At 35.0% G+C, this 16,480-nt stretch carries 14 protein-coding genes and 1 tRNA gene; 11 read left to right on the top strand and 4 right to left on the bottom strand.

Annotation, left to right across the window (positions count from 1 at the left end; translation table 11 throughout):
• The first annotated feature begins 5 nt into the window (after nucleotides 1-5).
• The 3 genes from CRV04_RS12130 to CRV04_RS12135 all read left to right on the top strand — a co-directional run bounded on the left by CRV04_RS12130 (nucleotide 6) and on the right by CRV04_RS12135 (nucleotide 4,643).
• The gene (locus tag CRV04_RS12130) at nucleotides 6-4,046 is read left to right on the top strand and encodes an immunoglobulin-like domain-containing protein (protein WP_128997126.1); all 4,041 of its coding nucleotides are present in this window, start codon (nucleotides 6-8) and stop codon (nucleotides 4,044-4,046) included.
• Between the two features lie 78 nt (nucleotides 4,047-4,124).
• A tRNA-Glu gene (locus CRV04_RS12900) sits at nucleotides 4,125-4,200 on the top strand.
• A 245-nt stretch (nucleotides 4,201-4,445) separates the two neighbouring features.
• A complete protein-coding gene (locus tag CRV04_RS12135; protein ID WP_128997127.1) occupies nucleotides 4,446-4,643 on the top strand; it encodes a hypothetical protein in 198 nt (65 codons plus the stop codon).
• Between the two features lie 143 nt (nucleotides 4,644-4,786).
• On the opposite strand, the gene CRV04_RS12905 is transcribed toward CRV04_RS12135, so the two are convergent.
• Both CRV04_RS12905 and CRV04_RS12140 read right to left on the bottom strand, forming a co-directional pair.
• On the bottom strand, nucleotides 4,787-4,927 hold the full coding sequence (locus CRV04_RS12905; protein ID WP_164969167.1) for a hypothetical protein: 141 nt from the start codon (nucleotides 4,925-4,927) through the stop codon (nucleotides 4,787-4,789).
• Nucleotides 4,928-4,974: 47 nt separating this feature from the next.
• Nucleotides 4,975-5,199, bottom strand: a complete 225-nt coding sequence (locus tag CRV04_RS12140; RefSeq protein WP_128997128.1) for a hypothetical protein — start codon at nucleotides 5,197-5,199, stop codon at nucleotides 4,975-4,977.
• Nucleotides 5,200-5,376: 177 nt separating this feature from the next.
• Here CRV04_RS12140 and aroB point away from each other — a divergent pair, with 177 nt between their 5' ends.
• Genes aroB through CRV04_RS12180 form a run of 8 tightly spaced genes read left to right on the top strand, consistent with a single transcriptional unit; the run spans nucleotide 5,377 to nucleotide 15,431 of the window.
• Nucleotides 5,377-6,417 (top strand): 3-dehydroquinate synthase, encoded by a 1,041-nt coding sequence (aroB, locus tag CRV04_RS12145; RefSeq protein WP_128997129.1) that lies wholly within the window; start codon nucleotides 5,377-5,379, stop codon nucleotides 6,415-6,417.
• Nucleotides 6,414-8,066 (top strand): mechanosensitive ion channel family protein, encoded by a 1,653-nt coding sequence (locus CRV04_RS12150; RefSeq protein ID WP_228126555.1) that lies wholly within the window; start codon nucleotides 6,414-6,416, stop codon nucleotides 8,064-8,066. Before aroB ends, CRV04_RS12150 begins: the two co-directional genes overlap by 4 nt.
• Entirely contained in the window at nucleotides 8,066-9,331 is a 1,266-nt protein-coding gene (mtaB, locus tag CRV04_RS12155; protein ID WP_128997130.1) for a tRNA (N(6)-L-threonylcarbamoyladenosine(37)-C(2))-methylthiotransferase MtaB, read from the top strand. Before CRV04_RS12150 ends, mtaB begins: the two co-directional genes overlap by 1 nt.
• Nucleotides 9,312-10,799 carry an AAA family ATPase gene (locus tag CRV04_RS12160; RefSeq protein WP_128997131.1) on the top strand — a complete coding sequence of 496 codons (1,488 nt, stop codon included), beginning with the start codon at nucleotides 9,312-9,314 and terminating at the stop codon, nucleotides 10,797-10,799. Before mtaB ends, CRV04_RS12160 begins: the two co-directional genes overlap by 20 nt.
• The gene (bioV, locus tag CRV04_RS12165) at nucleotides 10,789-11,307 is read left to right on the top strand and encodes a pimelyl-ACP methyl ester esterase BioV (RefSeq protein WP_128997132.1); all 519 of its coding nucleotides are present in this window, start codon (nucleotides 10,789-10,791) and stop codon (nucleotides 11,305-11,307) included. The genes CRV04_RS12160 and bioV overlap by 11 nt, the downstream gene beginning before the upstream one ends.
• A 19-nt stretch (nucleotides 11,308-11,326) precedes the next feature.
• Nucleotides 11,327-11,860, top strand: a complete 534-nt coding sequence (gene mog / locus CRV04_RS12170) for a molybdopterin adenylyltransferase (RefSeq protein ID WP_128997133.1) — start codon at nucleotides 11,327-11,329, stop codon at nucleotides 11,858-11,860.
• A 17-nt stretch (nucleotides 11,861-11,877) separates the two neighbouring features.
• A complete protein-coding gene (locus tag CRV04_RS12175) occupies nucleotides 11,878-13,212 on the top strand; it encodes an SLC13 family permease (protein ID WP_128997134.1) in 1,335 nt (444 codons plus the stop codon).
• 17 nt (nucleotides 13,213-13,229) lie between these two features.
• The gene (locus CRV04_RS12180) at nucleotides 13,230-15,431 is read left to right on the top strand and encodes an endonuclease MutS2 (protein ID WP_128997135.1); all 2,202 of its coding nucleotides are present in this window, start codon (nucleotides 13,230-13,232) and stop codon (nucleotides 15,429-15,431) included.
• A gap of 68 nt (nucleotides 15,432-15,499) precedes the next feature.
• Here CRV04_RS12180 and CRV04_RS12185 read toward each other — a convergent pair whose 3' ends face one another.
• Both CRV04_RS12185 and CRV04_RS12190 read right to left on the bottom strand, forming a co-directional pair.
• Entirely contained in the window at nucleotides 15,500-15,886 is a 387-nt protein-coding gene (locus CRV04_RS12185; protein ID WP_128997136.1) for a DUF6858 family protein, read from the bottom strand.
• Complete coding sequence (locus CRV04_RS12190; protein ID WP_228126556.1) at nucleotides 15,887-16,432, bottom strand: hypothetical protein; 546 nt, start codon at nucleotides 16,430-16,432, stop codon at nucleotides 15,887-15,889.
• Nucleotides 16,433-16,480 lie beyond the last annotated feature (48 nt).

Genomic DNA, 16,480 nt, shown 5'->3' on the forward strand with positions numbered 1-16,480 from the left:
AGAAGATGTCAAACGTAATTAAAATCACAGACAAAAATGGGAATATCCAAGAGTTACAAGTAGATAAGAACATAGAATTAAGCGTCCAAAGTGGGGACTATGTTTTTATTGATGAACTATTGAATGCTGTACAATTAGAGATTATCAATAACGATAACCTAAAAGTAGTATTTCCAAATGGTAATGAAGTTGTGTTGAATGATATCGCAAAATTAATCAGCGAGAACCCAACCGGAGAGATAGCACCGCAGTTCAGTGATGAAGAGTTAATAAACAGTTTGACAACAAAATTAGAGTTTCTTCAAAATGACCTGTTTGATGAAGGTGCTGTGATTTCAAATTATGCAGAGTTGTTAAATGCATTGCAAGCAGCAGCCGCTGGTCAAGAAGTGTTAGAAGACGGAAGTGCTGCACCAGAGATTAATATTGGTGATTATAAAGCAAGTGACAATGAGTATGAGCTGGGTCACTTAAGAACAGCACAAGCCGATTTAAATGATGACTTAGTACCGGGCGAAGCAGCGAATAATGGTACGGGTACAGGTGATGCTGGTACAGATGGTACAGGTACAGAGGCAACACCTTTAAATACAGTCGTATCTCTTTCTGCAACAGATACCAATGAAGATGTGGGTGAGATTGTTATCACTGCAACACTTACAACTGCAGGTGAAACGGATGTAACTATTACAACAGAGCATGGTGATATTCTTATTCCAGCAGGTGAAACAACAGGTACATTAGTTGTAGATGTACAAGACTCTGATGTATATCTTGACCCTCAAACATTCTCTGCTACTGTTTCTGAAGTTTCAGGTGGTAATTTTGACAATGTTGATTTCTCTGATGCGACAACAACTGCACAAATCACAGATACCATTGATACAACCACCATGACCCTTGAAACAAGTGCCATTAATGAAGACAGTGAAACCGTAACGGTGACTGCAAAACTGGATAACCCAGCACAAACAGATATGACAGTAACATTAGAAGATGGAACAGAGATTACGATTGAAGCTGGAAAAACAGAAGGAAGCACGGAAGTTAATTTAGCAGAGATGAGTGATGTGTATAATGATGATAACGGAAGCTACACAGCAACAGTAGAATCAACCACAGGTGGAAACTTTGAGAAGTTAGATATTTCAGGAGCGACTGTAACAACAGCCATCACAGATACCATTGATACAACCACCATGACCCTTGAAACAAGTGCCATTAATGAAGACAGTGAAACCGTAACGGTGACTGCAAAACTGGATAACCCAGCACAAACAGATATGACAGTAACATTAGAAGATGGAACAGAGATTACGATTGAAGCTGGAAAAACAGAAGGAAGCACGGAAGTTAATTTAGCAGAGATGAGTGATGTGTATAATGATGATAACGGAAGCTACACAGCAACAGTAGAATCAACCACAGGTGGAAACTTTGAGAAGTTAGATATTTCAGGAGCGACTGTAACAACAGCCATCACAGATACCATTGATACAACCACCGTAACCATTACGGGAACAGTTACAAGTCCTTCAACCATTGACGTAACCAATATTGATTCAGAACCAAATGGGATCAATGTTTATGCTCTTGATTTAAATGGAGACGTTCAAGATTTATCGGTTGTAAAAGGAACCAACCATGATGGTTTTGGTGTAAATGGAAAAACTTCTGGTTCAGGAGCAAGTTCAGAACTTGGTCATGGTAACAATGGAGTGAGCGAAAAAATTGTTGTAGATTTTGATTCTGAAGTAAAAAGTTTAGATGTCTCTTTTGCATGGAGAAACAACAGAGAAACCGCAAAAGTAACATTTTTTGATGACGAAGGAAATGAAGTAGGTTCTGCGACAGTTTCTGGAGGTGGAAACAACAATGAAGCACTTGTAACATATTATGATGAAAATGGTAATGTAACAAAAGTTGAAACTGCACAAGGTGGTTCAGACAAAGTTGACTTATCATATAAATTTGAGCCAGGAAATGGACAAACATTCTCTAAAGTAGAGTTCTCAGCACCAGGTTATGATGATGATTATTTAATTAATAAAATCACTTATAAAGAAGTCGTTAATTCAGATGTAACGGATGTTATTACAAATAATGGAGAAGTTACATTAGAAATTCAAACGTCAAACCCTCCACAAGCAGGAACAACGGCAATAGCTGTTGTAGAAGTAGGTGGAAAAGAGTATCATGTACAATTGGATGTGAATGGTCGAGGAACTTTAAATGTTGAAGTTAATGGTGATTCAGACTTAACAGCAACGGTAAAAGAGATTATTGGTGGAAATTTTGAAGATGTGGATACTTCAAATGCCAATTGGGATTTAGCATCAGAACTTATTTCATTAGATGACAATATTGATGCAGTAGAAGACCAAACCTACTATTTGGATACGACAGACTTTGGAGATGAACAAATAAATGTTTCACAAGTTAAAATTACTGAGTTACCTGAAAATGGTACACTTTACATGAACAGTGGAAAAATTGTAGAAACTATTGTCACCAATGATGGAAAAGAGATTAATGTTTATGAAAATAAACAACCAATTGCAGCTGGCACAGTTATAACAATGGCAGATATTGCAGCAGGAAAAGTTTCATTTGAACCAGATTCAAACAGTGATGAAGATGGTAGCTTTAAGTTTCAAGCAGATGATGGAAATGGAAACTTTAAAAACACAGAACATACCACTACCATTAAAGTAACGGCAGTAGCTGATGCACCAACGTTAGATATGGATATCAGCGATGCGAATGTTATCGCAGGTGAACCACAAGGGGGATTATTTGATGATTTAACAATTGAAGATGGTCAAAACTTGGATCACAGTTACTATTCAAATCATCATGATCAAGATTTGAAAATTGATAATATGAATGCACATACTATTAATTTAAGTCATGGTGATGACAATGTCAGTATCAAATACAGTGTCAATGGAAAATATATTGAACTGGGTGGCGGTGATGATAATTTAGTCATAGGTGGAAGTGCTGATAATAGTACAATTTATGCTGGAAGCGGTGATGATAATGTGCAAATCGATGGAAATATGGGTTCATATGTGCATTTAGGTTCAGGAGATGACAATATCCAAATTGCATCGGATGCTAATTTTAACAGTGGCGCAAAAATTGATGGAGGTTGGGGAAAAGATACTCTTTTCTTTACGGGAAATGCATCAAATTATGCCATCGTTGACTTCTGGGGTAATCGACTCTCTTTTGAGGATTATAATGCAGGTGAGTATTACACTGGACATGAATATAAAATTTATAAAGTTGATGGTAATGGTACGCTTCAAGGTAATCCACTAAAAGTTGAGAGCATTGAGAAAATTGTATTTGAAGGTGATATGGCTGATAATGCGCAAGACAGTTATGAATATACAATTGACTTAAATGCACAATTAACAGATACGGATGGCAGTGAAACATTATCGGATATCACATTAACAAATCTTCCAGCAGGAACGGTTTTAAAAGACAGTGATGGCAATGAGCTTACAGCAAATGATGATGGAAGTTATACGGTGCCTGTAGATGAAAATGGTGGAGAAGTGAGTGTGACTTTATCAAGTCAAACACAACTTGACGAGAGTGCATTAAAAGAGATTAAAGCAAGTGTGACTTCAACAGAAGAGAATGGAGGCGATACCGAAACGGTTTCTGCAACTGACGACTCTTTTATCATTGAAGAAGATACTGTACTTGACTTTGATTCATTATCACAAGATCAATTGCCACAAGCATCTACACTTGAACTTGGTAATGGTGCACAAACACTTGAAAATGTTGAATATCAAGATATTCTAAGCATGGCAAGTACCGATGAGAATTCTGAAAAAATCTTCAAAATTCTTGGTGACAGTGAAGATACTGTTAACCTCAAAGATGGTGAAGGAGACAACAAATGGACGAAATCTGAAGAGCAGTTTACTGATGAAGATGGTGAAACATTTGATGTCTATACCAACCAAGATCTTACCGTATTTATTGACAGTGATGCAGATACAAATATCACTGGAGGTATTTAATAAAAGAGAGGAACACCTCTCTTTTAATTTTTAAGCTGTCCTAAAAAATAATTTGATTATAATGGCGACTCTACATTTGACCCCGTCGTCTAGAGGCCAAGGACGTCAGGATTTCCTCCTGAAAACGTATGTTCGAATCATACTGGGGTCGCCAACTGTTTTGTGATTTTTCTTAAAATTGATTCCCTTTATAAATCTCTTTTTCTTCTGTTCTAAATAAATATTAAAATATCCGTACAAATCATTTTCATAATATATTTTAAAAAATTATCAAAAAAACTTTTTCGTGATAAAAAAGGAGTAAAATGATATAAGCGTAACATAGGAAAAAAATAAAACCAAATGTAAGAGCTTATATTGCATATACGGCTGGAAGAATTGTCCTTAACAAAGAGCTTTTTGATATATACGATTGCACTGAAAAAAAGTATAGCGTTAAATGGTGTGGTTGGTAGTTTTAAAGTAGAAATAGAAGATAAAGAGAATTGTTGTAAACACTTAGGAGATAGCTATAACAATAGTTATGAACTCTTTAATGTTACAGGACAACACTTTGTAGAACTCAGTATTTTGGGTCACACTTTTAAAAGGGTATGATTATGGGAGGTTTTTTCATTTTCAAGGTGAAGTCAAAAGGAGAAAGTCTCTATTTATGACTATGAGTTCAATCAAGAGTTTGATTATGAGTTTGAAAACAACCATTTAAATAGTTTACGGCAAGCTATTTAAATGGTCATTAATTAAAAGAGTTTGAACTCTTTAAACTTTTTTAAAAATGTTTGTAACGTCTCTTTAAAAGTTTTGTCGTCACAGCTTTTGTGTTTTTCTTTGTTGTTATCTGATAGTGCATAACGCATCAGTACCATTGTTCTGCATGACATGATTTACTCCTTTGTAAATAAAGAAGTAGGAATCTACTTCTTTTTTGTTAAGCTACTTTTTTAACTGCTTTTTTAACTGCTTTTTTAACTGCTTTTTTAGCTACTTTTTTAGCTACTTTTTTCTTCGCTGGTTTTTTCTTTAATACTAATTTAGTTACTTTTTTAGTTACATCTTTAGAGTCTTTTTTCTTAACATCTTTTTTTGCAACCGCTTTCTTAACTGTCTTTGCAGCAACTTTTTTTACAACTTTTTTCTTAAGTTCTTTTGCCATATTTTGTGTCCTTTTTTGCTATTTTATATTACTAAAAGTAATAAATTATAGAGATTATATGATATTTTTGTTATTTTGTCAAGTCTTTGAAAATATAAAGGTATATCAAGATTTAGTAATTTTGCGATATAATATCTACTTATTCAAACAAATTATAAGATATATTGGACCAGATTTATGACCGTAAAGATAGAATTACCCGATAATACGAAATACGATATTAATATTGAGAGTTTAAAACAGATTAAACTTGATACCAAAGTTGTTGTGGTAACAAACCCAACCATCAGTGCGTTACATTTAGATTATGTGATGCAACACATCCAAGCAAAAGAGGTGAGTGTCGTCACTGTTCCTGATGGGGAAGAGTATAAAAACATGGAAACCATCGATATGATTTTGACACACTGTTTTGAAAAACGACTGGACAGAAAGTCTGTTTTGATTGCCTTTGGTGGTGGCGTGATTGGTGACATGACCGGTTTTGCAGCATCAATGTACCAAAGAGGAATTGATTTTATGCAAATTCCTACCACACTGCTTTCGCAAGTGGATGCGAGTGTGGGTGGAAAAACAGGCGTGAACAATAAGTTTGGTAAAAACCTTATTGGCGCATTTCATCAACCCATTGAAGTCAATATTGATCCATACTTTTTAAGTACACTTCCAAAAAGAGAGTTTGCTGCAGGTGTGGCAGAGATTGTTAAGATGGCCGTTACCTTTAATAAAGATTTCTTTGAGTGGTTAGAGCAAAATGATTTAAACTCTGAAGAGAACATCAAAACGGCCATTGCAAAATCGGTTGAGACAAAAGCATGGGTGGTTTCACAAGATGAAAAAGAAAAAGGTATTCGTGCTGCGTTGAACTATGGGCACACTTTTGGGCATGTCATTGAAAATGAGACCAAATACAGCACGTATTTGCACGGTGAAGCCGTTGGGATTGGAATGGTCATGGCCAATGAATTGGCAGTTAAAGTTGGCATGATGAGCGCACAAGAGGCTCAAAGAATCAAAACGTTGCTTGAAAAGTATGATATCCCAACTGATTATGAAATCAAAGATGTGGAAGATTTTTATGAACACTTCTTCTTAGATAAAAAATCAATGGATAATAAAATCAAGTTTATTTTGCCAAAACACATCGGGGATTGTGAAATCACTGATGCGATTGAAAAAGAGAGAGTCATGGATGTTTTAAAAGGGTTTGCACATTGAAAAATTTAATCTTAATGTTTTTATTCTGTTCTCAACTGCTGTTGGCGCAATCACCTGCAACGGCAACAAATGAAGAAGCAGCAACACAACAAGTTCAAGAGACACTTTCGCAAGAAGAGTTAGATAAACGTGCAAAAATTCAAGAGCTTAAACTACAGATCAATGAGATACGACTGAAACTTGAAGACAATATTTTACTTAAACGATACAGCAACTATATTGCTTATCGACAAATCTCAGATGAACTTTTTAGACTTGAAGAGGCATATAAACAGTATGAAACCAAAAAAGGTGAAAAATATAAAGAGTTGGAGTATCAAACCAGCAATAAAATTCGTATTAAAAAGAATGAGCTTGAACTCATTGCAGAGTATAAAGATTCTCCTATTGGGAATTTGATCAATCCTCCTGAGATTCAAAAAAGTGAACCTGTAACCAATCCTTTTGGAATTATCAATGCCTATTCTGATATTAAAAAACTTGAAAACAACAAAGTACGTTTTAAAAAGCTGTATGAAGATATTGAAGAGTTGACTGAACTTTTAGAAAAGAAGATTTTTTTAAATCTTGAATTATATGAGATAGAACCAACGGAGGCACTTCAACTGAGAATCAACTTCTTAATGCAACAAAAGAAAGATTTTAATATGGTGCTTGAAATTGTATCAACAACCAACAACGTATATTCAAGAAAAATTGAGCAAGTAATTTTAGAAATACAAAGTCAAATCTCAAATCAAGTTGAGAAATCTGTTAAGATTTTTATGACGGTTTTTGTGCTTTTGATTGCCTCTTTCTTAATCAAATTAACATTGAAACGATACTTCTTCCAAAATGAAAACTATTATATGGTCAATAAAATCATCAATTTTGTGATTGTCTTTTTGGTCATCATGGTGGTGTTGTTCTCATACATTGATAACGTTTCATATCTTGTAACCATTCTGGGGTTTGCATCAGCGGGTATCGCAATTGCTTTAAAAGATTGGTTTATGTCTATTTTTGGATGGATGGTGATTGTAACATCAGGATCTATTCATGTGGGAGATAGAATCAAAGTTCAACGAGATGGTATTCAAGCGGTGGGAGATGTTTTAGACATCTCTTTGTTTAAAATCACCATTCGAGAAGATATTACTTTGACCTCTTATACAACCAACAGACGTACAGGAAGAATCTTCTTTATTCCAAACAACTATATCTTCTCTGAACTTATTGCAAACTATACGCATGCAGATTTAAGAACGGTGTGGGATGGAATTGATATTACGATTACGTTTGATTCAAACTATAAAAAAGCGCAACACATTGCAAAAGAGATTTTAAAACAGTACTCAAAAGGGTATACCGATATTACAAGAAAACAGTTAAGTAAAATGAGAAGCAAATACTCTTTACGTGCAACTGGAGTTGAACCACGTGTCTATACCTTTGTTGAGCCATATGGTATTGTGATTTCATCTTGGTATCTGACCAATTCTTATGCGGCATTGGCTTTAAGAAGTACTATGAGTCCTGAAATATTAGAAGCATTTATGAAAGAGGATGATATTCATATTGCATACCCTACGCAAAGTATTAATCTTCAATCAACGCCTCGTGAAATGCCTAAAGACCTTCAACAAGAGTCACACTACGGTAAGGCTTAATGAACTTTTCAAATAATAAACCAAAAGTATACTTCAAGACTTTTGGGTGTCGAACCAATGTGTTTGATACCCAAGTCATGATGAGTAACTTACAAGATTTTGAAGTCACACAAAATGAACATGAGGCCAATATTGTGGTGATAAACTCTTGTACAGTTACAAACAGTGCAGACAGCACAGCCCGAGGCTATATCAACAGCTTGAAAAAACTGCCGAATAATCCAAGAGTTATCTTTACGGGGTGTGGGGTTTGGACAAAAGGGGAGAATCTTTTTAAAGAACAAAAGATTGATGCGCTTTTTGGACACAGTGAAAAAGAGAAAATCAATGATCTGCTTAAAAATGAAGAGCGTTTTTTTGACGCAGGTGATTTAGAACACATTGATGACACTATTGTTGAAGAGTTCATTGGTAAAAGCAGGGCGTTTATTAAAATCCAAGAGGGGTGTGATTTCAGATGCTCTTATTGTATCATTCCTCATGTAAGGGGAGATGCACGAAGCTATAAAGAGGATAAGATTTTAGAGCAAATCAGGACTTTAGCTTCAAACGGTTTTGGAGAGTTTATTCTTACAGGAACCAACGTTGGAAGCTACGGGAAAAAACAGCACACCTCATTGGCCAAACTGCTTAAAAAGATTGGTATGACTAAAGGTGTACGACGCGTTCGTTTAGGAAGTGTTGAACCCATACAAATTGATGATGAGTTCAAAGAGATTATTCACGAACCTTGGATGGCACGTCATCTGCATATTGCACTGCAACATACCAGCAAACAGATGCTTGAAATCATGAACAGACGAAACAAAGTCTTGTCTGACTTAGAGCTTTTTGAATTTTTAAGCAATAATGGGTATGCTTTAGGTACAGATTTTATCGTGGGACACCCAGGTGAGACGGAAACTTTATGGAAAGAGGCCATCGAGAATTTACATAAGTTTCCTTTAACACACGTGCATGCATTTACTTACTCAAAACGAGATGGTACACCAAGTGCGACAATGAAACCAGAAATAAATGGTGCCATTGCCAAAGAGCGATACAATGAGTTGGTCTCTATTATTGAAGAGAAGAACTTGAAGTTTCGACAAGACAAGCAAGTATTGGATGTGTTAATTGAACAAGAAAAAGATGGCAAGCAAATAGGTTTGGATCAATTTTTTAATAAAATCGAAGTCGAAAGTCCTGCTGATTTAGTAGGAGATTGGATTCAAATAACAAACTACGAAGCAAAGGCAGAGTGTAATGTTGCAAAATTCGAATAAAAAAAATGATAATGAAACGGTTTTAGATAAAAATCTAAAGATGATGAGTATGTCAGCCATTATTTTGTTGGCTCTTTTTATTTACACGCTTTATAAAAGCAGTGCAAGTATCAACTCCACCTCTTATTATGTGGGTGTCATCTTTCTTTTTATTCTTCTGTTCTTTGCTATTTTTCTTCGATTTTATAAAGATAAAATCAAAAAATTTCTTCCTCAAAATAAGTTTGCCCAAGAGTTACAAAAAGCTTCTCAAAAAAGTTCTGCAACAACATCTGTTCAAGAAAACAGTGAGGATTCAAGTATTGAAGCCATGACTTCTGAAATCACCTTTAAAGATGTAGCAGGTATCAGCAGTGTTAAAGAGGAGCTTGAAGAGATTGTTGACTTTTTAAATGCTCCTAAAAAATATGTCAAACATGGTGTGAAACTGCCTAAAGGTGTATTGCTTGTAGGCCCTCCCGGTGTTGGGAAAACACTTGTAGCTCGTGCGGTTGCGGGTGAAGCCAAGGTTCCATTTTTCTATCAAAGCGGTGCCAGCTTTGTACATATTTATGTAGGTATGGGTGCCAAAAGAGTCAAAGAGCTCTTTGCAAAGGCCAAAGCGAGTGCTCCTGCGATTGTTTTTATTGATGAAATTGATGCGGTGGGTAAGAAACGAAGTGGCAGTTCAAATGATGAACGAGAAGCAACACTCAATGAACTCTTGACACAAATGGATGGATTTGATGGTGAGAGTGGGGTGATTGTCATTGCAGCAACCAATAAAATTGAAGTTTTAGATGATGCATTGCTTAGAGCAGGGCGTTTTGACCGACGTGTCTTTTTAAACCTTCCAAACATCCAAGACAGAGAGAAGATTTTAGAACTTTACTTACATAAGAAAAAACATGATCTTGATATCAAAGAGTTGGCATTTAATACAGCTGGTTTCTCTTCAGCAGCCATTGCTACATTGATTAATGAAGCTCTTTTAAATATGATAAAAAGAGGCGACAAAGTTCTTCTTTTAGAAGACATTGAAACGGCTAAAACCAAAGTTGAGTTTGGTAAAAAAGAGCATAAACTGCTCAACAGTAAACAAAAAGAGGTATTGGCGTTGTATCAAGCAAGTAAGGCGTATATTGCTCAAAAACCCATTCGTCTTTTTGAAGAGGGAATTAAAAAAAGCGATGAACTTTTTCCTTCAAAAAGTGTATTGACTCAACAAATCAAAGAGTATTTAGCAGGTTCTATTGGAGTAGAAGTAGTACAAGGTGAAGCGTATGCCATACATACTGAGGATTTACACAGTGCGTATGAGTTGGCCTCCGTAATGGTGGATGAGTATAAAATGGAACAAGATGTTCAAGCATTTATTGAGGCCGTTAAAAGCGATTTAAAGAGTGAAATCTATAAACACACGGCTGATGTGGTACGACTCAAAGATATTTTACTTCACAATGAGGTCATTACTGATAATGAGTTATAAGACAACGTATTACAGTGGTTTTTGTTTACAAAATGAGCAAGGACTATTTGATGAATATTTAATCAATAATGATTTTACTCTTGCTGGTTTCTCTTATGGTGCCATCAACGCTTTTGAAGAGGCATTACACTCTTCAAAACGCATCGATGTGTTGCAACTTTTTTCTCCCGCTTTTTTTCAAGATAAAGATGAGAAGTTTAAACGCATGCAGTTGATGTTTTTTAAGAAAGATGCCCAAGGATATTGCCAAAACTTTTTAAAGAATGTGGTCTATCCCTCTTCAAAAAATATTGAACCATTTTTCAGACAAGGAACTTATGAAGAGTTGGATGAACTGTTGCATTATGTTTGGGATACAAAGAAAGTACAAACACTTTGTAACAAAGGGACAAAAATAGAAGTTTATGTTGGTAGTGAAGATAAAATTGTTGATGCTAATAATATAAAAGAGTTTTTTACACCCTTTGCCACGGTCTATTATATAAAAGAGTGTGGACATATTTTATAAATTTTAAGGATTACAAATAATGAATGAAAAAGCAAAGATAGGAATCGTCACAACCAGTGATCGAGCAAGTAAAGGGATCTATGAAGACCTTTCTGGACAAGCCATTATAGATACATTAAATGAATATTTAACGAGTGCTTGGGAACCAGTATATAAAGTGATTGAAGATGATCAAATTACGATTGAAGAGACATTGATTGACTTGGTTGATAAACAGAAGTGTTGTTTGGTAGTAACAACAGGTGGAACAGGTCCTGCAAAAAGAGATGTCACACCTGAAGCAACTGAAAATGTATGTGATAGAATGATGCCTGGTTTTGGTGAGTTGATGCGAGCTGAGTCTTTAAAATATGTACCAACAGCGATTTTATCACGACAAACAGCAGGTTTAAGAGGAAGCTCTTTGATTGTTAATCTTCCAGGAAAACCAAAATCTATCAGAGAGTGTTTGGATGCAGTTTTTCCTGCTATTCCATACTGCATTGATTTGATGGAAGGTCCGTATTTAGAGTGTAATGAAGAGGTCATAAAACCTTTTAGGCCTAAAAAGTAAGTAGAAAAGGGGAGATTGTGAAGAAGATATTAATAGCTATCATTTCATCGTTAGTCATGTTTGCCGTGGCACATTTGGCATTTAACACGCAGCATGCCACATTAATGGCACTGATTGTATTTTTGGTTGTTCTATGGACCAATGAAGGGTTGCCATTGGGTGTGGTTTCACTGCTTCCTATTGTACTTTTTCCATCATTTGATATTTTAAGTACCAATGCAACGGCGATTAACTACTCAAAATCCACGATTTTTCTTTTTTTGGGTGGTTTTATGATTGCCATTGCTACACAAAAAACAAATCTGCACAAATATATTTCAAACAAACTGTTGACCATATTTCCAAGTACTCCAAGAGGTATATTGTTTTCACTGGCAATTACTTCAGCATTTTTAAGTTCATTGATCTCCAACTCTACAACGGCACTGTTGTTGATTCCAATTGCCATGTATTTAAGCGATGATTTAAAGTTTAAAGTGCGATTGATTTTAGTCATAGCGTATGGAGCAAGTATTGGTGGTATTGTTACCCCCATTGGTACACCACCCAACTTGATTTTGCTTGGATTTATGGAGCAACACGGTATGCAAGCCATTCCATTTATTAAGTGGATTTTATTGACAACGCCATTAGCAATAGCAATGTTGATTATGATTCCTTTTGTTTTATCCATTGGTTTAACAGATGTGAAGCTTGATAATGAGTTAGAAGATCGAGGAGTACTCGACCCAGAGAAGAAACGATTGTTATATATCTTAGGCTCATTGGTCGTACTTCTTTTAGTGAACTCTAAAATTGAACCATACTACTCAGGTTTAGGTTTGAATGAAAAAGGGATTTTGTTAAGTTATGGTTTGTTGATGTTTGCACCAAAGATTGGTTTTTTATCATGGGATGATACAAAGAAAATTCCGTATGAGATTATCTTCTTATTTGGAGCAGGGTTCTCTATTGCTGCAGCATTCTCTGCAACAGGCTTGGCTGAAGAGATTGCAAATCATTTATTGAGTCTTTCAAACCTTCCTGCTATTGTTCTGATTTTAATTGTGGCGTCATTGATTACATTTACAACAGAGATTACATCAAACACAGCATTAATCTCTATTGCTCTGCCAATCATTTACTCACTGTCGCAAACAACACAGATTGATGGTACGTTGATTATTTTTGTTGCAACCATTTGTGCAAGTTATGCGTTTATGTTGCCAATTGCAACGCCACCAAACGCCATTGCTATGAGCAGTGGTGCGGTAAAAGTAAAAGACATGGCCAAATATGGATTTGTATTTAATATTTTAGGAATCTTGTCTATTACGGCTGTAGCTCTTCTATATTGGCAATACTATTTATAAGGTGATTTGAATAATCCATGCAAGAGATATTTAAAAAATTAGATTTAATTGATTATATTGAAGAGTTTACGAAACTCTTCGCTCGAAAAAAAGAGGTGGTGTTAGAAGGAGATATCAATCTTCACTATAAGCTCATACAAGAGCTCTCTTCTTATAACATCAAACAACCTTTACAGACACAAAACCTTGACAGTGCTTTGATGCATATTCAAAAGCAAGGGATTTTAAAACTCGATGATATTTATGAGTTTGTAAAAATCATTCACTATTTTGAGTATTTAAAAGGCTTTAATTTTGAGAGTAAACTGCAAGAGTGGATGGATAAGATCATCATTCCTAATGATATTGAGAACATTGCAAGTTACTTCAACAAAAAAGGGGAACTTAAAGAGGGTATCGATGATGACCTTGATATGATTAAAAAAGCGCTTTATTCCAATAAAGAGTCGATTAAACAAGCCTTGTATAAAGTGATCAACAGTGCTAAAATTCGGCCTTATTTAGTCGATGCTCAAGTGCACTTTGTCAATGGAGAAGAGACGCTATTAGTGCGTGGTGGGTTTAATCATGTTATTAAAGCTTCTGTGGTTCATCGTAGTGCTTCAGGGTTTTTCTATATCTTACCCCACAATATTTCTGAACTCAAGCAAAAAGAGTCAAATCTTAAAAACAAACAAGAAGAGATTTTACTGCAATTGTGTAAGGAGATAAGCTCAAATTTTGAGAAAAATTTGATGTTTTTAAAGTTTATCAATAAAGAGTTTGACCGATTTGATCACTACCAAGCACGCGTCTTTTTTGCCAAAATTTCAGATAAAAACTTTATTTTACCAAGTAAAGGCAAACAGTGTAAACTCGTTGAGTTCAGACACCCTGCTTTGCATGATGCAAAACCCATTACGGTTGATTTTTCAAAATCAGTTGTGATGATTACAGGGGTGAATGCTGGAGGTAAAACGATGATGTTAAAATCGATTCTCTCTTCGGTACTTTTATCGAAATATCTCATTCCTTATCAAGCCCATAAAAGCTCAATAATTGGTCATTTTAAAAATGTGTTAGCCGTTCTTGATGACCCACAAAATGTCAAAAATGACATTTCTACATTTGCAGGACGAATGGTGGAGTTTTCAAAACTCTTTGGCAGCAAAAATGTCATTGTGGGTGTGGATGAGATAGAGCTGGGAACAGATTCAGATGAAGCAGCCAGTCTGTTTAAAGTCATCATTGAAGAGTTGATCCAAAAAGATATTAAAATCATCATTACCACGCACCATAAAAGATTGGCCGCACTCATGGCTGCTAATGAAGATGTGGAATTGATGGCCGCTATTTATGACGAAGCCAATCAAAAACCTACTTATGAGTTCTTACAAGGAACCATTGGTAAGTCTTACGCTTTTGAAACAGCAGGACGTTATGGTATTCCTATTAATGTGATTAAAACAGCCAAAAAGGTCTATGGAGAAGATAAAGACAAACTCAATGAACTGATTGAACGAAGCAGTGAGTTGGAACGAGAGTATAAAACAAAAATCGCCAAACTCAATGATGATATTGCAGAGTATGAAAGGTTGACAAAGAGCCTTAAAGAGCAAAAAAAGCAGCTGGATGAACACATTTATTCTGAGAAGTCAAAACTGCATAAAGAGTATTATGATGCCAAAGAAGAGGCTAAAAAAGCAATTAAAGCGAAGCTTTCAAAAGAGTCTCACCAACACTTAAATGAAGCACATAAAAAAGTCAAAGAGATTAAAACTCAAAAAGTTCAAGAAGTGGAGAGCTTTAAAGTAGGGGACAGAATCAAATATAAAACCTCTAAAGGTGAGATTCTCTCTATTAAAGGTAAAAAAGCCTTTATTGAAAATGACTTAGGGATGCGGGTACAAGTCAATTTAAGTGATCTTCAACGAAGTGGAAATCTTGTCAAAGTAGCTGCCAAGCAAAAGGTGGTTGTGAATGTACAACGACCAGAAAGTGGAACCATCTCTTTAGACTTACATGGACAACGTGCAGATGAAGCCGTTGAAAACTTAGATAAGTTTATCTCTGATTCATTGATTGCGGGTTTCGATGAAGTGCTTGTATATCACGGTATTGGTACAGGAAAACTCTCATATGCTGTAAAGAAATATTTAGATAAACACCCTAAAATCAAAGGGTATGAAGACGCACATCCAAGTCAAGGTGGATTTGGTGCAAAAGTGATTAAACTTTAAAGAAAAAAGAAAATTTATATCCTCTTTTCTTGTAATTTCATCAAAAAAGACTAAGAGAGAAAACTCTTTTAGTCTTTAAGTGATTTAATCATATTCTCCATCGTAACATTGGCTTGTTCATTAGGTGCTTCAAGAAAGTTCACAATAAAACTTTTTTCAAGTTCAACAACACCAATTGACCTTGGTCGTACGGCCAGAACTTCGGATGTGGGTATCTCTTTACCAAAACAAAATACAATATTTTTGGCATCTTTAATGATAGGATTAATCTCACCTTTGATATTAACTGTATGCTCATATTGATTAAATGTTGCAATGTAAGCAATCACATCATTGGCATCAATTCTTTTTTTTAACGCATCAATAATCTCATCAACAGTAGTGTAGTTTAATTCACTTTTTGAAAACTCAATCTCAAATATATGGTATTTTTCTTTAAAAACTTTTTGTTTCAATTATTCTCCTTTTAATGTTGTAAATGATTTCATTACACAATCCATGCGTTCAGATATGTCTGAACCATCAAGTTTCATGTAATCGGTTTGAATTTTGTAAATGACTTGTTTATTGAGTTTGAATTCAAACACCAAATAACCAGCATATTTTTTTGCACCATCTTGTTTTTTCCCTTTATCCTCTTTGTCATTTTCATAAATATAATAATCAATGACCAACTTCTCTTTAGAAGGTTCAGCTTCTTTTAAATAAGAGAGTAATACGGATTCAAAAAGTGTTTGATTTTGTTGTTGATTTAAGTGGTGCACCAGATTACTTTTCATAAGTTTTGAGTATTCAATATCTGTGTGGATCAGATAGTTGTGTGTTTGTAAAAGTTGAATTGCTTTATCAACTCTCTCTTTTTTATAAAGTTTTTCAAAAGTAATGGTTTTTTCTTGGCATTCGACTCTTTTTATTTTTAAATCTTTTTTTACCTGTTTATATATTGATAGTCCAATTGTGACTATAAGTAGAACTATAATAAGAGTAGCAATTTTTTTCATAATCTCCCTTTTATAAGTGATTTGTGATTGTACTCTTTTAAAATTTAA

Origin of the sequence: Candidatus Marinarcus aquaticus, assembly GCF_004116335.1 — a bacterium.
Classification (GTDB): domain Bacteria; phylum Campylobacterota; class Campylobacteria; order Campylobacterales; family Arcobacteraceae; genus Marinarcus; species Marinarcus aquaticus.

What these genes read in the sequence shown, in the direction of transcription:
- CRV04_RS12130 (WP_128997126.1), top strand. Translation starts at nt 6, where the DNA reads ATGTCAAACGTAATTAAAATCACAGACAAAAATGGGAATATCCAAGAG.
- CRV04_RS12905 (WP_164969167.1), bottom strand. Translation starts at nt 4,927, where the DNA reads ATGTCATGCAGAACAATGGTACTGATGCGTTATGCACTATCAGATAAC.
- CRV04_RS12140 (WP_128997128.1), bottom strand. Translation starts at nt 5,199, where the DNA reads ATGGCAAAAGAACTTAAGAAAAAAGTTGTAAAAAAAGTTGCTGCAAAG.
- aroB (WP_128997129.1), top strand. Translation starts at nt 5,377, where the DNA reads ATGACCGTAAAGATAGAATTACCCGATAATACGAAATACGATATTAAT.
- mtaB (WP_128997130.1), top strand. Translation starts at nt 8,066, where the DNA reads ATGAACTTTTCAAATAATAAACCAAAAGTATACTTCAAGACTTTTGGG.
- CRV04_RS12160 (WP_128997131.1), top strand. Translation starts at nt 9,312, where the DNA reads ATGTTGCAAAATTCGAATAAAAAAAATGATAATGAAACGGTTTTAGAT.
- bioV (WP_128997132.1), top strand. Translation starts at nt 10,789, where the DNA reads ATGAGTTATAAGACAACGTATTACAGTGGTTTTTGTTTACAAAATGAG.
- mog (WP_128997133.1), top strand. Translation starts at nt 11,327, where the DNA reads ATGAATGAAAAAGCAAAGATAGGAATCGTCACAACCAGTGATCGAGCA.
- CRV04_RS12180 (WP_128997135.1), top strand. Translation starts at nt 13,230, where the DNA reads ATGCAAGAGATATTTAAAAAATTAGATTTAATTGATTATATTGAAGAG.
- CRV04_RS12190 (WP_228126556.1), bottom strand. Translation starts at nt 16,432, where the DNA reads ATGAAAAAAATTGCTACTCTTATTATAGTTCTACTTATAGTCACAATT.